Source organism: Mycobacterium sp. NGS11, assembly GCF_059813315.1.
This window is the reverse complement of record NZ_JCALEJ010000006.1, coordinates 14,340-34,231: the sequence shown is the minus strand read 5'-3', so window position 1 is coordinate 34,231 and position 19,892 is coordinate 14,340. Positions and strand designations below refer to the sequence as shown.

Genomic DNA, 19,892 nt, shown 5'->3' with positions numbered 1-19,892 from the left:
CGGCGAGCGTCGCGTCTTAAGTTAGGGCAGCCTTTCTCGCGCTGAAAGCCGCAAAGATGTAACTATGAGCGGGGCTTTAGCAGGCAAATAAGCACAGCCGAATTTATCTATGCATTGGGGAGACCTTCTGTGACAACGCAGATGCTCATCAGGCTGATCGTGGGCATGGGCATGACGCTGGTCGTGGCCGCACTCGCCGCACGGCGTGTCCTGTGGCTGTTCAAGCTGATCACGTCCGGCAAGCCGGCCCCGGGTCACACCGACGATCCCGGCAAACGCGTCTGGGCAGAGGTGTCCGAAGTATTCGGTCAGCGCAAGCTGTTGAAGTGGTCCATCCCCGGGCTGGCGCACTTCTTCACCATGTGGGGCTTCTTCATTCTGCTCACGGTCTACATCGAGGCCTACGGTCTGCTTTTCCAGGACAACTTCCACATCCCGATCATCGGGCGCTGGGACGCACTCGGCTTCCTGCAGGACTTCTTCGCGACCGCGGTCTTCCTGGGCATCGTCACCTTCGCCATCATCCGGCTGATGCGCAGCCCGAAGGAGATCGGGCGCCAGTCACGGTTCTACGGCTCGCACACCGGCGGTGCCTGGCTGGTGCTGTTCATGATCTTCAACGTCGTCTTCACCTACGTGTTCGTGCGCGGAGCAGCGGTCAACAACGGCACGCTGCCCTACGGCAACGGCGCCTTCCTGTCCCAGCTGTTCGGCGCCATCCTGCGACCGCTGGGCCAGCCCGCCAACGAGATCATCGAAACGACCGCGCTGCTGCTGCACATCTTGGTAATGCTCGCGTTCCTGATCATCGTGCTGCACTCCAAGCACATGCACATCTTCACGGCGCCGATCAACGTCATCTTCAAGCGGCTGCCCAACGGCCTCGGCCCGCTGCTGCCGCTCGAACACGACGGCAAGCCGATCGACTTCGAAAACCCGCCCGACGACGCCGAATTCGGTCGCGGCAAGATCGAGGACTTCAGCTGGAAAGCCGCGCTCGACTTCGCCACCTGCACCGAGTGCGGGCGCTGTCAGTCGCAGTGCCCGGCGTGGAACACCGGCAAGCCGCTCTCGCCCAAGCTCGTCATCATGGACCTGCGCGACCACTGGATGGCCAAGGCGCCCTACATCCTGGGCAGCAAGGAATCTCCGACCGAAAGCACCCCGGAGGGCGGACTCGGCGACAAATTGGCCGGCGAAGAGCACGCCGAAGCGCACCACGTCCCGGAGTCCGGCTTCGGCCGCGTGATGGGTTCCGGGCCGGAGCAGGCCACCCGTCCGCTGGTGGGGACCGAGGAACAGGGCGGCGTCATCGACCCGGACGTCTTGTGGTCCTGCGTGACGTGCGGCGCCTGCGTCGAACAGTGCCCGGTGGACATCGAGCACATCGATCACATCGTCGACATGCGGCGCTACCAGGTGATGATGGAGTCGGAGTTCCCCTCCGAGCTGTCCGTGCTGTTCAAGAACCTGGAGACCAAGGGCAATCCGTGGGGCCAGAACGCCTCGGACCGCACCAGCTGGATCGACGAGGTCGACTTCGACGTGCCGGTCTACGGCGAGGACGTCGACAGCTTCGACGGCTACGAGTACTTGTTCTGGGTGGGTTGTGCCGGCGCTTACGACGACAAGGCCAAGAAGACCACCAAGGCCGTCGCCGAGCTGCTGGCGATCGCCGGCGTGAAGTACCTGGTGCTGGGCACCGGCGAGACCTGCAACGGCGACTCCGCCCGTCGCTCGGGCAACGAGTTCCTGTTCCAGCAGCTGGCCGCCCAGGCCGTCGAGACCCTGGACGGCCTTTTCGAGGGCACCGAGACCGTCGACCGCAAGATCGTCGTCACCTGCCCGCACTGCTTCAACACCCTGGGCCGCGAGTACCGCCAGCTCGGCGCGAACTATTCGGTGTTGCACCACACCCAGCTGCTCAACCGGCTGATCCGGGACAACAAACTGGTGCCGGTGACGCCGGTGTCGCAGGACATCACCTATCACGACCCCTGCTACCTGGGCCGGCACAACAAGGTCTACGAGGCGCCGCGCGAGCTGATCGGGGCCGCGGGAGCGACCCTGACCGAGATGCCGCGGCATGCCGAGCGCAGCTTCTGCTGTGGCGCCGGCGGCGCGCGGATGTGGATGGAAGAACACATCGGCAAGCGCATCAACCACGAGCGCGTCGACGAGGCGCTGGCCACCGGGGCCGCCACGATCGCCACGGGTTGCCCCTTCTGCCGGGTGATGGTCACCGACGGTGTCAACGACCGCCAGGAGGAAGCCGGACGCAGCGGCGTCGAGGTGCTCGACGTCGCCCAGATCCTGCTCGGGTCCCTCGAGTACGACAAGGCCACGCTGCCGGAGAAGGGCACGGCCGCCAAGGAGGCCGAGAAGCGGGCGGCTGAGGCGCCCAAGGCCTCGTCAGCCACGGTTGAGGCGCCGGCCGAAGCACCCGCCAAGGCCGAAGCACCCGCCAAGGCCGAAGCACCCGCCAAGGCCGAGGCCGCGCCGAAGTCCGAGGCCACCGCGGCTCCCGCCGCGCCCGCTAAAGGGCTGGGCATCGCCGGCGGCGCGAAGAAGCCCGGCGCCAAGAAGGCCGCCCCGGCCGCCGAGCCGGCGAAGGCCGAGGCGCCGGCCGACGGCGGAGAAGCCAAGGCATCCGCCGCACCGGCGAAGGGCCTGGGTCTGGCCGCCGGCGCCAAACGGCCCGGCGCCAAGAAGTCCGCCCCGGTTGCCGCGGCCAAGGCCGAGGCAACCGCGGACGCGACCCCTGAAGCGGAGACCGAGACCAAAACCGAAGCCAAGGCATCCGCCGCCCCGGTCAAGGGCCTGGGCATCGCCGCGGGCGCCAAACGGCCCGGCGCCAAGAAGTCGGCACCGGCGGCGGCCCCCAAGACCGAGGAGCCCAAGGCCGAGGAGCCCAAGGCCGAGGCTGCGCCCGCCGGCCCGGCGGACGCCGAACCCGAGCCGGCGCCGAAGGCCGAGCCGGCAGAGCAGACCGACGGCGACGGCGCACCGTCGCAGCCACCGGTCAAGGGCCTGGGCATCGCCCGTGGGGCGCGTCCCCCCGGGAAGCGGTGACCTGCATCGTTGCGGCTTCGTAGCAAATATCAGTGGACAGTGATGGCACCATTGGTGGTGTGACCACCCATCAGCTGCCTCTGCACGCGTCGGCTCATCACCGGCCGCAGCGCAGTTTCGCGCAGTCGTCGAAGCTTCAGGACGTCCTGTACGAAATCCGCGGGCCGGTGCACGCACACGCCGCGCGGCTGGAGGCCGAGGGGCATCGCATTCTCAAGCTCAACATCGGCAACCCGGCGCCGTTCGGCTTCGAGGCTCCCGACGTGATCATGCGCGACATGATCCAGGCCCTGCCGTACGCCCAGGGATACTCCGACTCGCGGGGCATCCTGCCCGCCCGCCGGGCGGTGGTCACCCGCTACGAGGTGATCGACGGATTCCCCCGCTTCGACGTCGACGACGTCTATTTGGGCAACGGGGTGTCCGAGCTGATCACCATGACGCTGCAGGCCCTACTCGACAACGGCGACGAGGTGCTGATCCCGTCGCCGGACTACCCGCTGTGGACGGCGTCGACCTCCCTTGCGGGCGGCACGCCGGTGCATTACCTGTGCGACGAGACGCAGGGCTGGCAGCCGGACATCGCCGACATGGAGTCCAAGATCACCGACCGCACCAAGGCGCTGGTGGTGATCAACCCGAACAACCCGACCGGCGCGGTTTACACCAGCGAAGTGCTCACCCAGATCGTCGATCTGGCGCGCAAGCACGAGCTGCTGCTGCTCGCCGACGAGATCTACGACAAGATCCTTTACGACGACGCCAAGCACATCAACCTGGCCACGCTGGCGCCGGACATGCTGTGCCTGACGTTCAACGGCCTGTCCAAGGCCTACCGGGTGGCCGGCTATCGGGCCGGCTGGCTGGCGATCACCGGGCCCAAGGACCACGCCAGCAGCTTCATCGAGGGCATCAACCTGCTGGCGAACATGCGGCTGTGTCCCAACGTTCCGGCGCAGCACGCGATTCAGGTGGCCCTGGGCGGTCACCAGAGCATCGACGACTTGGTCCTACCGGGCGGGCGGCTGCTCGAGCAGCGCGACGTCGCGTGGACCAAGCTGAACGAGATCCCGGGGGTGTCCTGCGTCAAGCCCGCCGGCGCGCTCTACGCGTTTCCTCGGCTTGACCCCGAGGTCTATGACGTCGAAGACGACGAACAGCTCGTCCTCGACCTGCTGCTGCAGGAGAAGATTTTGGTCACCCAAGGCACCGGTTTCAATTGGCCGGCACCGGATCACCTGCGCATCGTGACGCTGCCGTGGGCCCGCGATCTGGCGGCCGCGATCGAGCGGCTGGGCAACTTCCTCGTCGGCTATCGGCCGTAAGCATCCGCGCGGCCGCCTCTACGGTGGAGCGGGTGACGCACTCCCACTCGCACAGCATGGCCCGCTCATCGGAGGGCCCGTCCGGGGTCGATCCGTTGCCCGCCAGGATCGTCGTCGGGTTATTGGTCGCTATCGGCGTGGCAGTAGCCGTCGGCGCGATCGTGCTCTGGCCCAGCCGCCAGCACGTCGACATCCCGATGCCGCTGCAGAACGCGGCGGGCGGCGCGGTGAGCACGCAGGCCGGGCACGTGCTGTCCAGCGCGGTGGGCGACTGCGGCAGCCCTTCGGCCAGCCAAGTCCTCACCGGCGCGCCGCAGCAGGCCCTGCCCGGCGCGGGACGGTGCGTTTTGACCCAGGTCTCGATCGATTCCGGACCCAATGCCGGGGCCCAGACACTACTGGAGTCCTCCCCTGGCCCCGGCCAACCGAAATTCGCGGTGGGCGACCACATTCGACTCGTCCGTCAGGTCGACGATCAGGGCGCGACCAGCTATGCGTTCTACGACTTCGAACGTGGTTGGGCGCTAGGCGGTTTGGCGATCGCGTTCGCGGTGGTGATCGTGGCCGTGGCGCGCTGGCGCGGGCTGCTCGCGCTGGTGGGCATCGTGGTCGCGTTCGTGGTGCTGGTGACGTTCCTACTGCCGGCGCTGCGCGACGGCGCACCGGCTGTTCCGGTGGCGCTGGTGGCGGCGGCGGCGATCCTGTACGCGGTCATCTATCTCGCGCACGGGGTGAACCTGCGGACCAGCGCCGCACTGCTGGGCACCCTGTCGGCGCTGCTGTTGGCGGCCGGATTATCATGGGCGGCAATACAACTGGCGCACTTGACCGGTTTATCGGACGAACAGAACAGCACCGTCAGCGCGTATCTGGGCAGCGTGTCGATCAGCGGCCTGCTGCTCGCCGGCTTCATCATCGGGTCGTTGGGTGTGCTCAACGATGTGACGGTGACCCAGGCCTCGACGGTGTTCGAGCTCGCCCACCTCGGCGGCTCGCGGCGGGCGATCTTTGTGGGCGCGATCCGGGTCGGCCGCGATCACATCGCCAGCACGGTTTACACGCTGGTGCTGGCCTACGCCGGCAGTTCGCTGCCGCTGCTGTTGCTGTTCAGCGTCGCCAACCGCTCGTTGACCGACGTGCTGACCAGCGAGAGCGTGGCGATCGAGATCGCCCGCTCGGCGGTGGGCGGCATGGCGCTGGCGCTGTCGGTGCCGCTGACGACGGCAATCGCCGCGGTGCTTGCCAAACCTAAAATCGACTCCGCTCCAACAGGTCCAGCAGATAGCCGCCGTAGCCGGACTTGAGCAAGCCCTGTGCGCGCTCGGCCAGCTCGTCGTCGGTGATCCAGCCGCGCCGCCACGCCACTTCCTCTGGGACGCTGACCTTCAGGCCCTGCCGCCGCTCCAGGGTGCGCACGAAATCGCTTGCGTCCAGCAGCGAGTCGAACGTCCCGGTGTCCAGCCACGCGGTGCCGCGGGTCATCACCTCGACCGAGAGCCTGCCCCGGCTCAGGTAGATCTGGTTGACCTCGGTGATCTCGTATTCACCGCGTGCCGATTTCTTCAGGCCCTTCGCGATTTCGACCACGTCGTTGTCGTAGAAGTACAAACCCGGCACCGCGTAGTTGGATTTCGGCGTCTTGGGCTTCTCCTCCAATGACAGCGCCCTACCGTCATCGCTAAACTCGATGACGCCGTATGCCGATGGGTTGGCGACCCAGTACGCGAAAACCGCTCCCCCGCTGACGGATTGGAATCGACTCAGGCTGGTGCCCAGGCCCGGGCCGTAGAAAATGTTGTCTCCCAACACCAAAGCCACCGGCTCGTTCCCGATGTGCCCGGCGCCCAGGACGAATGCCTGGGCCAGACCATCGGGCCGTTCCTGCGTCACATAGCTGATGTTGACCCCGAACTGCGAGCCGTCGGCCAGCAGTCGCTGGAATCCGGGCGCGTCGTGTCGAGTGGTGATCACCAGGATGTCGCGGATGCCGGCCATCATCAGGGTGGACAGCGGGTAGTAAACCATCGGTTTGTCGTAGACCGGCAGCAGCTGCTTACTGATGCCCGTGGTGATCGGATGCAGGCGAGTGCCCGATCCGCCCGCCAGGATGATTCCGCGCATTGGATGGCTCCTGATGCCTTGGTCTGCCCTATTCGACGGCGTCGGACTCGGTCAGCTCGGTCGCCGCCAGCGCCGTCGCCAAGCTGTCGTGCCGGAAAACGGAGGTGACATGGTCGCGCACAACGCGAAATGCCAGCGCGTCGGCGCCCGCCCCCGAGCCGTCAGGGCTGCCCAGTTTCTGTTCGGCGACGACGACGCCGTCGTGCACATACATCTGGCCGAGCTGCGCGGGAGACCGGTGCGAGGTAGCCCAGTTACGCAGCGCTTGGTGGCCCTGCGCGGCTCCGTGCGCGTCGCCGATCTCGATGTCCTCGCTGGACAGGGACTCCAGGGTGGCCAGGTCAGAAGAGTTCAGGGCGTCGTGCCATGCCAGTACGGTGGCGATCTCCGATGTGGTCATGGTGTGCAAATTACCGTGCGGCTCCCCGGCTAGAGAGGAGTACGGGCCAACCAGCGCTCCCACACGGCGTCGTCACCGAACAGCTCGACGCCCGTCTCGGCCAGCGGCCGGCGGCGCAGTATCGCCAGCAGCAACTCGGTCGCGCCACCGCGCAGCGCGGCGCTGCCCTTGCCGTGCTGATGCGACCAGGCGATCCGGCCCTGCTCGACGCCGATCGTCCACTCGCCGTCGTCGCCCAGCCCGGCATCGGTGGCGTGCAGATGCAGGGTGTCGCCCTCCTCCAGCGGAAGCGGCGTCCCTTCGCCACCCGCCTGGATCGCCACCCGCTCCAGCCATTCGGTGATGCCGTCGGCGGCCACGGCGGGTTCCAGGGTGAAGTCGCGGCTCAGCGCGATCGCGGCGTCGGCGCGGTGCACCGCGACCTCGTGCAACCGGCGCCGGACCCACCAGTTCGCCGCGCGCGAACCCAGGAAGGTCCAGACCGGCGTTTCCACCCCGGTCAGCTCGACGGCGTCGATCAGCCGCTGGGCACCGCCGTGCAGCCAGGCGATCGCTCCGGCCGGATCGGGCGGCGGCTTACCGCCTTCCACCGTGCGGGGATCGAGGTAGCTATCGAGTCGCTCGCGCACGATCTGCGCCGCCCAGCGATCGCCGCGGCCGACGTGACGGAACAGTTGCCGCAGGGTCCAGCCCGGGCAGGTCGGCACGGGCGTCGACTCATCGGCGTCCTGAAAAAGCTCTGCGAATGCCCGATTCTCGTCGAGGAATGCGCCGGCGAAGTCCACGCCGGTCACGCTACCCGCACGGCGTGCCCGCCGGCGCTTTGCCGCTGTGACTTGAGCGCGTTGGGTCGACAGTGCAGTCTTACTAACGAATACGGGTCGGGAGGAGTGCTGGGGTGGATCGCCAAGGGCTCGCCGCCGATTGGGACAGTGGGATCGCACCGGCCGTAGGCGGGCTGCAGGACAACGCCACAGCCCGGGGCCTGCAGCTGGACTACTCGATCGAGTCGCTGCGCGCTGTGGAGTCCGTGATACGAACCCTGTTCGACGAACCGGAATACGTGTTGCACGCCGAGGAACGTCCGCTCGTCCAGGCGTTGATGGCCTACGTCGGGCTTTCCCTGATACGTCTCACCGGCGGGCGCTGGGACTGGGATGACGAACCGGGCTTCGCGCAGCGGGCCCGTCCGGCGCTGGCCGACGCCCCGCTTGCCGAAGCGGTCGCCACCCCGATCTGGACGTGGCCCGATGCCGAAGACGCCGCGCCCGGGATTCCCGTCGCGGTCCCGGGCGACGGGCTGGGCCTCGAACCCGTTTCTCCATTGCATCTGTTGCTGGCGACGGTCGCGGACCGACCGGAAGATGACAGCGGGCCGGTGGCGCGAACCTACTCCGCTTGGAGAGCGAAGGTGTCCACCGCACCGAAGCCCGGGGTACCGGGTATCGATATCTTCGATTCGCCTACTGCCTCAACGGAATTGGATTCCTGGCTGACCGCACGCCAGCAAGAATTTGCCGGGTGGGCCAGCCGCTACCCCGGCACTTGGGATTACAGTCCCGATAGCATCGACGCCGTCACCGAGCTGGCTTTCAAGCTCACTCCGACCACTGACGAATTCAACGATCCGGCCAACGCAGACTTCGTCGAGGGCGCCTCCTGGTACGTGGGTGAGGTGCTGCTGCGCAGCGTGGGGGTACGTTGGGCGCATCGCCCCCACATGGCGGCGCGCGACGGAGCCCCGGCGGTCGCGGGTTATCAGGTGCAGACGAGCGACGACTCCGACACGGCATCGCCGTTCCGGTTATTGCGCCTCAGCCTCACGACAAAAGAGCACGAGGCGCGCGGACTTCACGATGAGTGGGTCGACTAATCGCAGAACCACCGGCCATGCGGGTCTAGTACAACTACATGACTTGAGCGCGTTGGGTCGACAGTGCAGTCTTACTAACCAATACGGGTCGGGAGGAGTACTGGGGTGGATCGCCAAGGGCTCGCCGCCGATTGGGAGAGTGGGATCGCACCGGCGGTAGCCGGGCTGCAGGACAACGCCTCAGAGCGCGGCCTGCAGCTGGACTACTCGATCGGATCGCTGCGCGCTGTGGAGTCCGTGATACGAACCCTGTTCGACGAACCGGAACACGTGTTGCACGCCGGGGAACGGCCGCTAGTTCAGGCATTGATGGGCTATATCGGGCTTACCCTGATACATCTCACCGGCGGGCGCTGGGACTGGGACGACGAACCGGGCTTTGCACAGCGGGCCCATCCGCCGCTGACCGACGCCCCGCTTGCCGAAGCGGTCGCCACCCAGAACTGGACGTGGCCCGATGCCGAAGACGCCGCGCCCGGGATTCCCGTCGCGGTCCCGGGCGACGGGCTGGGCCTCGAACCCGTCTCCCCATTGCACCTGTTGCTGGCCACAGTCGCGGACCGACCGGAAGATGACAGCGGGCCGCTGGCGCGCACCTACTCCGCATGGCAAGCAAAGGTCACCACCCCGCCGAAGCGCGGGGTGATCGGCATCGACATCTACGACAGTCCAGCCGCATCAACCGAATTGGACGCATGGCTCGCCGCGCGCCGGCGAGATTTTCCCGCTTGGGGAACCCGTTATCCGGGCACGTGGGACAACAGCCCGGAAAGCATTGACGCGCTCACCGAATTGACACACAGCGTCACGCCGACCGTGGATAGTCTTTACGACCCGGCCAACGCGGACTTCGTCGATGGCGCGACGTGGTACCTGGGCGAGATGTTGTGCCGCGCCGATCCTGCCCGCTGGGTGGACCGTCCACAGATGGTGCGAGACGGCGAGCCCGCCCTCGTCGGCTATCACATTCAAACCAATGACGAAGCCGCCACTACAAACCCGTTCCTGCTGCTGGAATTGTGCCTGACGACGGGGCAACCAAAGGCGCGAAGCGTTTACGACAAGTGGGTGGGTCACGGGGAGGCGCAATCGTGAAGGCAGCATTCCGAGGGCTCATCGCTGCGCTGCTGTTGGTCTGCTTTGCGTTCCACGCTCTTCCGGTCGCCCACGCGAATTACGGGGGTTACGGCGATTGCGACCCCGGGGTCCCCATGCCCGGCTACGACGCGACGCAGATGGCTCCGCCCGGCGAAATGCACACCTATGATTACGACCCCTTGAGCCCGGAAGTTCGTAACGCTCAAGAGCCTTCGCGAGCCGAACTCGCCGACATCGACGACAAGGGCGCGGTGCGCGGAAACGCGGACACGTTGCAGGGCATGAAAGCGCGCTGGAAGAAGTACGTCCTTGCCGGCGGCCCCAAGCCATGGGACAAGTGGAAAAAGGCCTACATCAACGTGCTCCAGAACCGTCGCGTCGGTCCGGCCTTCGAGAAGTTTATTTTCGAAGGTTGGGAGCTGGACAAGTTGCCGCCCGAAGCCGGCTGGCAGACCAATAAGCAACTGCCCAAAAACATTTCGCCGAACGGTCCCGTCTTCGACATCTTCAACATCGCCGACAGTGTTCCGGTCTCGAAATGGCTCATGATCGAAGCCAAGTCCGGCACCACGCTGGGTGCGCACGCCCGCAACCAATTCGTCGATCACGTCAAGAGAATGGGACAGCTCGGCTCGTCGCTCATGGTGATGTTCGCGGGCAGGCCCACCGACGCGACGCAGCGGTGGATGAAGCAAACGATCGACGATCTGAGGGCCGCCGGCGTCAAGATGCCTCCGGCGTTCTGTGCTCGCTATACACCGGCCAAGCCTCAGGAGAGACAGGATCCGGGTTCGGCGGCGGGCAATTCGGCTCCGCGACCCGCGCCGGATCCTGTTCTGGATGAATCGGCGGATTCGCCCGAGGACCAAGCGCTCGAGGACCAGATAGCAAGTGGGCTCGAGGCGGAGGACAACCCGACCGAGCAGCAGACGCCCGCGCAGGCACCGACCAACGCGCCGATGCCGGTTGGTGCAAATCCAGCACCGGTGCCGCAAGCACCGGCTCCCGCGCCGCAAGCACCCGTCCCCGCTCAGCCCCCGGCGCTGCCGGCACCACAGGCACCCGCGGCTCCCGCGCCACCACGTCTGCCCGCACCGGCCCTACCGGCGCCACAACTACCCGCGGCGCCCGCACCACCGCGCCTGCCCGCGCCCGCCCTACCCGCACCACGCCTGCCGGCGCCCGCGTTACCCGCGCCACCGCGCCTGCCCGCACCGGCCCTACCGGCGCCACAACTACCCGCGGCGCCCGCACCACCGCGCCTGCCGGCGCCCGCGCTTCCCGCTCCCGCGCCCGCGGTACCCGCTCCCGCCGCGCCCGTGCCGGTCTCGGCATCGCCTGGTCTCGGCGGCATCGACTTCACCTCGCTGGAGATGCGTTACGTCACCGACTCCGTCAACGGAAAACCGGCCATGCAGTACGCGTTCAGCGCGAACACCCTGCCGGCCACGGAGACCTCCTACGGTGGGCGACGCAACGCGAAGATGGCATTGGACGCCTTTTATGTCTGGCTGGCACTGCCGCCGCAGAATTTCTGGGTGAACCTCAAGCCCACCGAACCTGACCGCATCATCGAGGCCGCATTCGGCCGGACCGAAGCCGGCGAGGTGCTGCTCGAGGCAGACCTGGAAATGAAACTGGTGTCCGCCCGACTGCAGAAGACCGACACCGAACTCGGTCGTCGTTTCGTCGACGCCATGCAGGGCAACAAATGCTATCTGGGTAGGCGGTTATGGATCGTGCCGCAACCGGCCGAAGTCCACGAAGACGGCGACCAGCTCTACATTCTCGACACGCCGCTCACGGTGAAGATCGGGACGGATCAAAGCGACGTCACTCCGGGCACAGACCTGTGCCAAGACCAGGATCCGGCGGTCACGGACCACAACGGTCAGCTGTACCAGCAGATGATCATGCCCGCGCTCATCGACGCGGTGAATCACAACCCTGATTTCGCCGACCTGCGCCGGGTCTACACCAGTCGGGTGGCGGCCGAGTGGTACCGAAAGCGCAACGCCAACAAGCCAACTCAGTACGCGAAGCTCATCGACTCCGGGAACATCGACGACCTGACGGTGCCATGGGATCCGCGCGCGGTGTGGGAGCGTTATCTGGATTCCACAAAGCACCCCGAGCCTACATTCAGCTGGACCGACGCCAAGGGGACAACGTGGACACGGTCTTGGGGCGGAGTCGATTTCAGTAAGGTGGAGACGCACGACATCGGCGCGCCGGAGTTCACCCAGAAGTACGACGCGGTGGCAAAGACAGCGGGGCCTTCGATCATCGGCCCGCTGGTCCAGGACAACGCGAAGCAGGTGTGGTTGGGCAACGTGGTCACCTCGGTACCGTTGGACCAGATCTGGCCGTCGAAGCTGAGCCCGTGGGTGCCATTCGTGGCTCCGGCAACGGCGCCGTCAAAGCCGTTGTTCTACTTGGTGATTCTGCCCGCGGTGGCCTGGCTGGGCGGCGGCGGATATCTCCTCTGGCGCCGACGACGACCGGCTGGGGTGCGCTGACATGGCCGGCCCGCAACATCCAGACCAGCACGCGGCGGGGTCCGACCCGTTCGGTGGCGATCCGTTCGGCAACACCGCATCCGACCCGTTCGGCGCCGATCCGTTCGCTGGCCCCGGCTCCGATCCGTTCGGCCGGAGCGAAGCCACCGCCTGGCTCCAACAGCAGGCCCACAGCGCGCCGCCGCCCCCGGCGGCTCCCCGTCGCGCACGCCCTGCGTCGCAAGCACTTCCGCCACCACCGGCAGCGCCCGCGCGGTCGAACCCGGCGCCACAGGCCGTCGACTCTTCCAAGCTGCCGGACACCGTGGCGTTCGCCAGTTGGTTGTTCGCGGGCATCGGCGCGGTCATGCTGACGCTGGCCATCGCGGTCGCGATGGCCATCCCCGAATTCGACTGGTACTACGGCAGCCACACCTGGCTTGCGCTGTCAGCGGCGGCGGCCGGCGTGCTGCTCGGTGCGGCGATCATCTGGCAGGCGATCCGGATCGTCAGGCATCGACGTCTCGCTCGGCCGGTCGCCGTGCTCGCGTGCGGGCTGACCTTGGCGCTCGCCGCATTCGGGCTCATCGTCGGACCCGGCAGTGCGGTGGCCTGGTTCACTCACCTGACGCAGGCGGGCGCTATCACCGCGGCCGTCACCGCGGTCGCCACCGGCGTCCTGCTATTCCTGCCCGCGTCCAACGCATACCTGCACCGGGACGCCCACAAGCCGCCTCCCCCTCCGACTTTCGCCGAGATAGTGAACGCGGCGCAGCACGGACCGACAGCCACGGCGCCACCCCAGCATCCACCGGCAAGCAACCGGGCCCCCACACCGCAGCATCCACCGGCAAGCAACCCGGCGCCCCCACCCCGGCCCGCCGATTTCGACCCGTTCTCCTAGGGCCGCGGGGCGCCCAGCCGGTATACCCGCCAGCCCGCCCGCTGCCAGCCGGCGGCATCCAGGCAGTTGCGGCCATCCACGATGACGCGGGCCCGCACGCGGTCGGCCAGGACGTTCGGGTCCATGTCGACGAACTGGCGCCACTCGGTGAGCACCAGCACCGCATCCGCGCGTTCGCAGGCCTCTTCGACCGACACGGCGTAGTTCAGCGTCGGGAACAGGCGCTGCGCGTTGTCGAGGGCCTTGGGGTCAAAGACATTCACCGCCGCGCCGTTGAGCTGCAGCTGGCCCGCGACGTTAAGCGCGGGTGAGTCACGCACATCGTCGGATTCGGGCTTGAACGCCGCGCCGAGCACCGCGATGTTGGCGCCCAGCAGCGAGCCACCACAGGCCGCGCTGGCCAGTTCCACCATCCGGGTGCGGCGGCGCATGTTGATGCTGTCCACCTCGCGCAGGAACGTCAACGCTTGGTCGGCGCCCAGCTCGCCCGCGCGCGCCATGAACGCCCGAATGTCCTTGGGCAGGCAGCCACCGCCGAAACCCAAACCGGCATTGAGGAATTGGCGTCCGATCCGGGGGTCGTAGCCGAGCGCATCCGCCAGGAGGCTGACGTCGGCGCCAGCGGCCTCGCATACCTCGGAAATGGCGTTGATGAACGAAATCTTCGTCGCCAGAAAGGCATTGGCGGAAACCTTGACCAGCTCCGCGGTCTGCAGATCCGTCACCATAAACGGCACCCCGGCCTCGAGCAGCGGCCCGTACAGCTCACGAACGGCGGCCTCGGCGCGGGTCGAATCCGGGTTGACACCCAGCACGATCCGGTCCGGATTGAGGGTGTCTTGCACCGCGTAACCCTCGCGCAAAAACTCTGGATTCCAGGCGATTTCGACGTCGACACCATGCGGTGCCAGCGCGGCGGCACGCTGGTTCAGTTCGGCCGCGGTGCCCACCGGAACGGTCGACTTGCCAACCAGCACCGCCGAAGTCGTCAACCGCGGCACCAGCGCGTCGATGACGGCGTAGACATGGCGCAGGTCGGCGCCGTATTCGCCCTTCTTCTGCGGGGTGCCCACGCCCAGGAAATGCACGTCGGCGAAGCCGGCCGCCATGTCGTAATCGGTGGAAAAGCGCAGCCGGCCCGCAGCCAGGTTCTCCCTCAACAGCTTTCGCAGGCCGGGCTCGTAGAAGGGGATGTCACCCCCGGCGAGCTTGGCCACCTTGCCGGGGTCGATATCGATCCCGAGCACGTCGTGTCCCAGTGCCGCCATCCCAACCGCGTGGGTGGCGCCGAGGTAACCCGTGCCGAACACGGTGCATCGCATACGTCCGGTGTAGGCGGCTGCGATGAGCTAAGTGCATCGCGGGGCTAAGCGGAAGGCAAACGGCAGATGACAGGTGGCGTCTGCGTCACGGATTACAGCCCGGGAATGCCCGGGATGCCAATGTGCGGGCCGCCGCCGCCGAATCCTCCGTGACCATGGCCGCCGCCGCCCCCGCGGCCGGGGAAACCGCCGCCGTCGTCCCCGTGGCCACCACCGCCGCCGTGCCCACCTCCCGGCGGCCCACCGAAGCCTGGCCCGCCGAGACCTGGAATTGGCAGCGGAATTGGTACCGGGACGGGCGCAACCGGCGGGGGTGCTGGCGGCGGTGCCGCCGGCACGGGCACAGGAGCGGGCGCGGGAGCCTCCGGCACTGGAGCGGGGGCGGGAGCCGCCGGCGCCGGAGCGGGTGCCTGCGGTGCGGCTTCGGGCGCAGGTGCCGGAGCCTGCGGAGCCGGGGCGGGTGCCGCCGGCGCGGGTGTCGGGGCCGCGGGAGCGGGAGCCGGCCGGGTGGGCGCGACGACAACGTTCTGGTTCGGGCTTGGCCGCACATTGGCTGTCGGCCGGATGGCGATGGCCAGCGACACGACCAGCGCCACGACGCCGATGACGAAGATCCCCGCCACCGCGGCCCCAACCGTCTTGAACGACCTGCGCTCGTTGTAGTCCGCTCCGACCAGTGCCGTCGCGGCGGTCTGCGAGCCGGTGAAGAACTCGTCCGGGTCGTCGGGCACGGCGCTGTACGCGAGCCCGTCCACGCCGGCCTGGCCCGGGGTCTCGAAGTAACCGGGTGCCACGGCCAGCGGGTCGATCGCACCGGTGCCGGGATCTTGCGCGTAGGCCAAGGCCGCGGTGGACGACGAGAACAAGGGCGCATGCGCAGACGCCAGGGCCGCGCCGCGGGCCAGTGCGGTGTCCGGTTCCTCGGGCGCCGTCAGCGGCAGGGTGGTCGCCGCCTCCAGGGCGGGCTTGATCAGCGGGATGTCGACGCCGGAGCCGACGACGAACACCGCATCCGGGCGCGTCTCCATGTGCTCCGCGCCGGAGATCAGACGAGTCAGCTCGGCTACGGCCGCCTCGTCGTCATCGGGCAGGACCTGCCGCCGGACGTCGGAAATGGATCCGTCCGCGCTGTCGACGACCGCCAGCGTCGCGGTGTCGGGCTCGATGTAGAGCAGTGCCGTCTGTGCGTAGTTGGTCCGATGGCCTACCGCCTGGGCAAGCGCCGCCGCGGCCAAAAAGGCCGAGACAAGCATCACATTTTCGACCTTGTGGGCGGCCAGCTTGTCGCGCAGCGCGGCGGCCTCGAGCGGGTCGGTGAACGTGACGCCGGTCGATGCCAGTTGATAGCCGCCTTCTGCTGCGCCCTGACGCGTGCCCAAGATGGCTGACACTACCTGGTCCGAGGCGGCTACCGTTGCTGCATCATCAGGCGCAGCGACGTCGAAGTTGTCTTCATCGACGGTCGCGCCGTCGCCATTTTCCCCCTCGACCAGCACCATCCGGACTGCGGTCGGCGCCATCGACACACCAAGTACGGTGTCCAAAGCTCCTCCAATAGTCGGTTGCTAGCCGTTCACGGTGGCGGCAGGCTCGTCGCACTTTGCGGTGACGCGAGACCTCTCCGAGATCCCACCGGTATTCCCCTAAAGACCCGATTTTACGCGCGTTCGGCACTCGGGCGGTGGCTCGGTGCCGGGCCCAGGCGCGGCTACGGGGACGGAATTTGAGTGCCGAAGTGGCGGTGCAGCCAATCCTCCCAGTGTTGATGGTCACCGGAGTGTGGCGAAGGTTGCGGCGGAGGCGGGGGCGCTTGGGGCGGCGCCACTGGAGCGTCCGTCGGCCGGGGTGGGCCGGGCGGGCCGGCATTGGGATTCTGCGGCGCGACGACGTTCGTGCCGACGTTCGGGCGCTGGTCCGCGTGCGGCCGGATACCGACGGCGAGCGCCAGCGCCAGCCCCAGGATGCCGGCGATGAAGACCATCGTGACGGCGGCGATCGTCAACACCGACTTGCGGCTGGGCTGCCGGCGCGACGGGGTGTCGGTAAGCCGGTGGTCGGAGACGGCGTCGCCTTCGGCGCTGTAGGCGCGTTCGGCCGCAGCCGCCGGGGAAGTCCGCGCGGCCGGGATCGATACCGTCCGCGGCGCTCCGAGGTTCGCGTTCGCCGCTGCCAACGAGGCGCCCCGCGCCAGGGCCATCTCGGGTTCCTCGGGTGTGGTCACCGACAGTGCGGTCGCCGCCTCGAGTGTGGGCTTGATCGACGGGATGTCGACCTCCGAGCCGACCAGAAACACCCCGTCCGGCCGCGCCCTCATCGACTCGGCGCCCGAGATCATCGCGGTCAGCTCCGCCAGCGCGGCGTCGTCGCTGCCGGGCAGCGGGTGCCGATGCAAGTCGGTGACCGTTCCGTCGGAGGTGTCGACGACCGCCAGGGTGGCGCTGGCCGGCTCGATGAGCAGTAACGCGGTTCGCGCCCAGTTGGTGGCGCTGCCCACGGCCTGCGCCAGCGCCGCGGCTGCCATGACCGCCGAGACCAGCATCACATTCTCAATCTTGCGTGCTGCCAACGCGTCTCGCAGCGCCGCCGCCTTGACGGGGTCGGTCCAGCTCACTCCACTGGATTTGAGCCGGTACCCACCCTGAGCAGCGCTGTCTCGCGTGCCGAGAATGGCCGCGACGATGTGATTTGCTGCGACAATGGGCGTTTCATCGTCGGCGACCGCAAAACCGTCCTGATCGACAGTCACCCCGCCGGCAGCTTCACCTTCGATGAGCACCATGCGGACTGTCTCAGGTGCCATAGACACGCCAAGTACGACGTCCACCGCTCCTCCAAATCGTCCAAATTGGTTGCTGCGCCATGCCGTACGGCTGCGTTGCCACCGCCTTGGGGTCCCGCGATTCGCGAGTCAGCCGGACTAATCACAGTTCTGGCCGCGGCCACACCCTAGTCCGCCACCCTAGCCCGACGGGTCAGACACGCGCGCGAACCGTGAACGCGCTATCGATGGCCGAATCCGTGACCACCACCGAAACCGTGGCCGCCGAATCCATGACCACCACCGAAACCGTGGCCACCGCCGAACGGTCCGTGACCCCCTCCGAACGGTCCGTGACCGCCGAATGGACCGTGACCGCCGAACGGTCCATGACCGCCCAAGGGGCCGTGACCCCCACCGCCACCGCCCAGGCCGGGCACCGGCAGCCGCGGCGGCGGAACGAACACGGGCGGCGGCAGGACCGGTGCGGGCGGAGCCGCGGGCGGCGCCGGCGCGACCGGGTGCGGCACAGCCAACGGCCGCGGCTGCGGCGGCGCGACTTTCGGTTGAGCCTGCACGGGCGGCGCCGGATTGGGCGGGGCCGGCGTGGGGGCTGGGGCGACGATGTTCTGGTTGGGACTGGGCCGCAGCGCGACGGTCGGACGGATGCTGATCGCCAACGCGATTTCCAGCGCCACCACCGCGGCGATGAAGATCACCGCGAGCGAGCTGCTGACCAGCAACACAGACTTGCGCCGACGCGCGCGTTCATCAAGGGCGATCATGGTTTTGGCGTCGGCGTCTTCGTCGCCCACGGCGCTGTACGCGACGTTGGTCGTGCCCTTGTCGGCGTCGGCGGCCAGGGTCGCGATGTGGCTGCGGTATTCGGGTTGATATGCGGCAAGCAGGCCGGGATGTTGTCCGGCGAGCGCCAGCGGGTCCACTTCGCCGGTGCCCGGGTCCAGCGCGTAGGCCAGGGCGGCCGTCGATGACGCGAACAGCGGCGCATTCGCTGAAGCCAGCGCGGCGCCTCGCGCCAGAGCCATCTCCGGCTCGTCGGGCACGGACAACTCGAGCGAGGTCGCGGCCTCCAGGACCGGTTTGATCATCGGAATGTCGACCCCGGAACCGACGAGAACCAGTCCTTGCGGGTGCGTTTCGAGCGCCTCGGCGCTGGACGCCATGTCGACGAGTTCGGCTACCGCTTGATCCTCGTCGTCCGCGAGCGTTCTGCGCCGCACCTCCGAGACCGAGCCGTCAGCGGTGTCGACCACGGCCAGGGTTGCACTGTAGGGCTCCACGAAGAGCAGGGCGGTGCGCTCGTAGTTGGTGGCGTCACCGACGGCCTGCGTCAGCGCGGCCGCGGCCATGAAAGCCGAGACCAGCATGACGTTTTCGACCTTGTGCGAGATCAGGGCGTCGCGCAGCATCGCCGCTTCGACGTGATCGGTCCACGTCACACCGGTCGAAAGCAGTTGGTAGCCGCCGTCGGCGGCGCCTTCCCGGGTGCCGAGGATCGCCGAGATCACTTCGTTGGGGGCGGTGCCGGGCAGAGCGGTGCGTTGCGTGTCGACGTCGAAATCGTCCTCGTCGACGGTGACCCCGTCGGCGCTTTCGCCTTCGACCAGCACCATGCGCACCTTCGTCGGCGTCATCGAGACGCCGAGCACGATGCCCACCACCGCTTACGCTCCTCCAACACCACTATTGAATCGATCACCAGTGATTTCGTGCCGATAGCAGAGGGCGGGCTGCGAGCCCACACACGATGCTGGGCTGATGAAATTCTGGCGGGTCTGGCGGCATTTTTTGACCAGCCTCAATACCCCGACCCTACTCGTGTGATCTCGACAGCGAGCGCGGAGCGCTGTGGGTTAGTTGGCAATCGGACTAGTGATGTCCGCCGCCACCGCCGCCGCCCCCACCGCTGTGGCCGCCGCCAAAGCCACCGCCGCCGCCGAAGCCCCCAAGACCACCGCCCCCACCGCTGTGGCCGCCACCGAAGCCCCCGAGACCACCGCCGCCACCAGGAGCCGGCGCATGACCGCCACCGAAACCGGGAAAACCGCCGGGGCCACCACCACCGGGAGCCGGCGCATGACCGCCGCCGAGGCCGGGAAAGCCGCCGGGGCCACCACCGAACCCGCCGAGACCGCCACCGCCGGGGCCACCTGCGGGAGGCGTGGGCACGTGACCGCCGCCCAAACCGCCCGGACCGCTACCGGGGACGGGAACGTGCCCACCACCCAAACCGCCGGGACCGTTTTCCCCAGGCGTGGGATTGTGGCCGCCGCCGTAGTTGCCGGGACCGGTCGGCTTAGGAGGGATGCCCTCGCCGGGGGGCGTCTGATGCGGCGGCGACTGCGGAACGGTGACCTTCGGCGGTGACTGCGGAACGGTGACCTTCGGTGGTGACTGCGGAACGGTGACCTTCGGCGGCGACTGCGGAACGGTGACCTGCGGTGGTGCCTGCGGAAGGGTGACCTGCGGCGGCTGGGGCAGGCGCACCGGCGGCTGGGGC

At 67.9% G+C, this 19,892-nt stretch carries 14 protein-coding genes; 7 read left to right on the top strand and 7 right to left on the bottom strand.

Features of this window, described 5'->3' with window-relative positions:
- Positions 1–129 precede the first annotated feature (129 nt).
- From AC5Y4T_RS10205 to AC5Y4T_RS10195, 3 genes are read left to right on the top strand one after another with little or no spacing between them, the layout of a single operon-like run.
- Positions 130–3,072: a heterodisulfide reductase-related iron-sulfur binding cluster gene (locus AC5Y4T_RS10205; RefSeq protein ID WP_499952916.1), complete on the top strand. Its 2,943-nt coding sequence runs from the start codon at positions 130–132 to the stop codon at positions 3,070–3,072.
- Positions 3,073–3,104: 32 nt separating this feature from the next.
- Complete coding sequence (locus AC5Y4T_RS10200) at positions 3,105–4,397, top strand: pyridoxal phosphate-dependent aminotransferase (RefSeq protein ID WP_499917869.1); 1,293 nt, start codon at positions 3,105–3,107, stop codon at positions 4,395–4,397.
- 56 nt (positions 4,398–4,453) lie between these two features.
- Positions 4,454–5,701, top strand: a complete 1,248-nt coding sequence (locus tag AC5Y4T_RS10195) for a YibE/F family protein (protein ID WP_499952999.1) — start codon at positions 4,454–4,456, stop codon at positions 5,699–5,701.
- Here AC5Y4T_RS10195 and rfbA read toward each other — a convergent pair.
- Genes rfbA through AC5Y4T_RS10180 form a run of 3 tightly spaced genes read right to left on the bottom strand, consistent with a single transcriptional unit; the run spans position 5,646 to position 7,703 of the window.
- Positions 5,646–6,518 (bottom strand): glucose-1-phosphate thymidylyltransferase RfbA, encoded by an 873-nt coding sequence (rfbA, locus tag AC5Y4T_RS10190; protein ID WP_499952915.1) that lies wholly within the window; start codon positions 6,516–6,518, stop codon positions 5,646–5,648. The genes AC5Y4T_RS10195 and rfbA overlap by 56 nt on opposite strands.
- 28 nt (positions 6,519–6,546) lie before the next feature.
- The gene (locus AC5Y4T_RS10185) at positions 6,547–6,918 is read right to left on the bottom strand and encodes a nuclear transport factor 2 family protein (protein WP_499952914.1); all 372 of its coding nucleotides are present in this window, start codon (positions 6,916–6,918) and stop codon (positions 6,547–6,549) included.
- Between the two features lie 29 nt (positions 6,919–6,947).
- Positions 6,948–7,703 (bottom strand): maleylpyruvate isomerase family mycothiol-dependent enzyme, encoded by a 756-nt coding sequence (locus AC5Y4T_RS10180; RefSeq protein WP_499952913.1) that lies wholly within the window; start codon positions 7,701–7,703, stop codon positions 6,948–6,950.
- 113 nt (positions 7,704–7,816) lie between these two features.
- On the opposite strand from AC5Y4T_RS10180, the gene AC5Y4T_RS10175 reads away from it, so the two are divergent.
- From AC5Y4T_RS10175 to AC5Y4T_RS10160, 4 genes are all read left to right on the top strand, one after another.
- On the top strand, positions 7,817–8,791 hold the full coding sequence (locus AC5Y4T_RS10175) for a hypothetical protein (RefSeq protein WP_499952912.1): 975 nt from the start codon (positions 7,817–7,819) through the stop codon (positions 8,789–8,791).
- A gap of 105 nt (positions 8,792–8,896) precedes the next feature.
- Complete coding sequence (locus AC5Y4T_RS10170) at positions 8,897–9,886, top strand: hypothetical protein (RefSeq protein WP_499952911.1); 990 nt, start codon at positions 8,897–8,899, stop codon at positions 9,884–9,886.
- Positions 9,883–12,408 (top strand): hypothetical protein, encoded by a 2,526-nt coding sequence (locus AC5Y4T_RS10165; protein ID WP_499952910.1) that lies wholly within the window; start codon positions 9,883–9,885, stop codon positions 12,406–12,408. The genes AC5Y4T_RS10170 and AC5Y4T_RS10165 overlap by 4 nt, the downstream gene beginning before the upstream one ends.
- Before the next feature lies 1 nt (position 12,409).
- Positions 12,410–13,291, top strand: coding sequence for a hypothetical protein (locus AC5Y4T_RS10160; RefSeq protein WP_499952909.1), 882 nt, complete (start codon positions 12,410–12,412; stop codon positions 13,289–13,291).
- Here AC5Y4T_RS10160 and AC5Y4T_RS10155 read toward each other — a convergent pair.
- The 4 genes from AC5Y4T_RS10155 to AC5Y4T_RS10140 all read right to left on the bottom strand — a co-directional run bounded on the left by AC5Y4T_RS10155 (position 13,288) and on the right by AC5Y4T_RS10140 (position 19,053).
- Complete coding sequence (locus AC5Y4T_RS10155) at positions 13,288–14,613, bottom strand: UDP-glucose dehydrogenase family protein (protein ID WP_499952908.1); 1,326 nt, start codon at positions 14,611–14,613, stop codon at positions 13,288–13,290. The genes AC5Y4T_RS10160 and AC5Y4T_RS10155 overlap by 4 nt on opposite strands.
- Positions 14,614–14,705: 92 nt before the next feature.
- Positions 14,706–16,157, bottom strand: a complete 1,452-nt coding sequence (locus tag AC5Y4T_RS10150) for a DUF7159 family protein (protein WP_499948162.1) — start codon at positions 16,155–16,157, stop codon at positions 14,706–14,708.
- Between the two features lie 164 nt (positions 16,158–16,321).
- Positions 16,322–17,437: a DUF7159 family protein gene (locus AC5Y4T_RS10145; protein ID WP_499952907.1), complete on the bottom strand. Its 1,116-nt coding sequence runs from the start codon at positions 17,435–17,437 to the stop codon at positions 16,322–16,324.
- 176 nt (positions 17,438–17,613) lie between these two features.
- The gene (locus AC5Y4T_RS10140; RefSeq protein ID WP_499952906.1) at positions 17,614–19,053 is read right to left on the bottom strand and encodes a DUF7159 family protein; all 1,440 of its coding nucleotides are present in this window, start codon (positions 19,051–19,053) and stop codon (positions 17,614–17,616) included.
- Between the last annotated feature and the right edge of the window lie 839 nt (positions 19,054–19,892).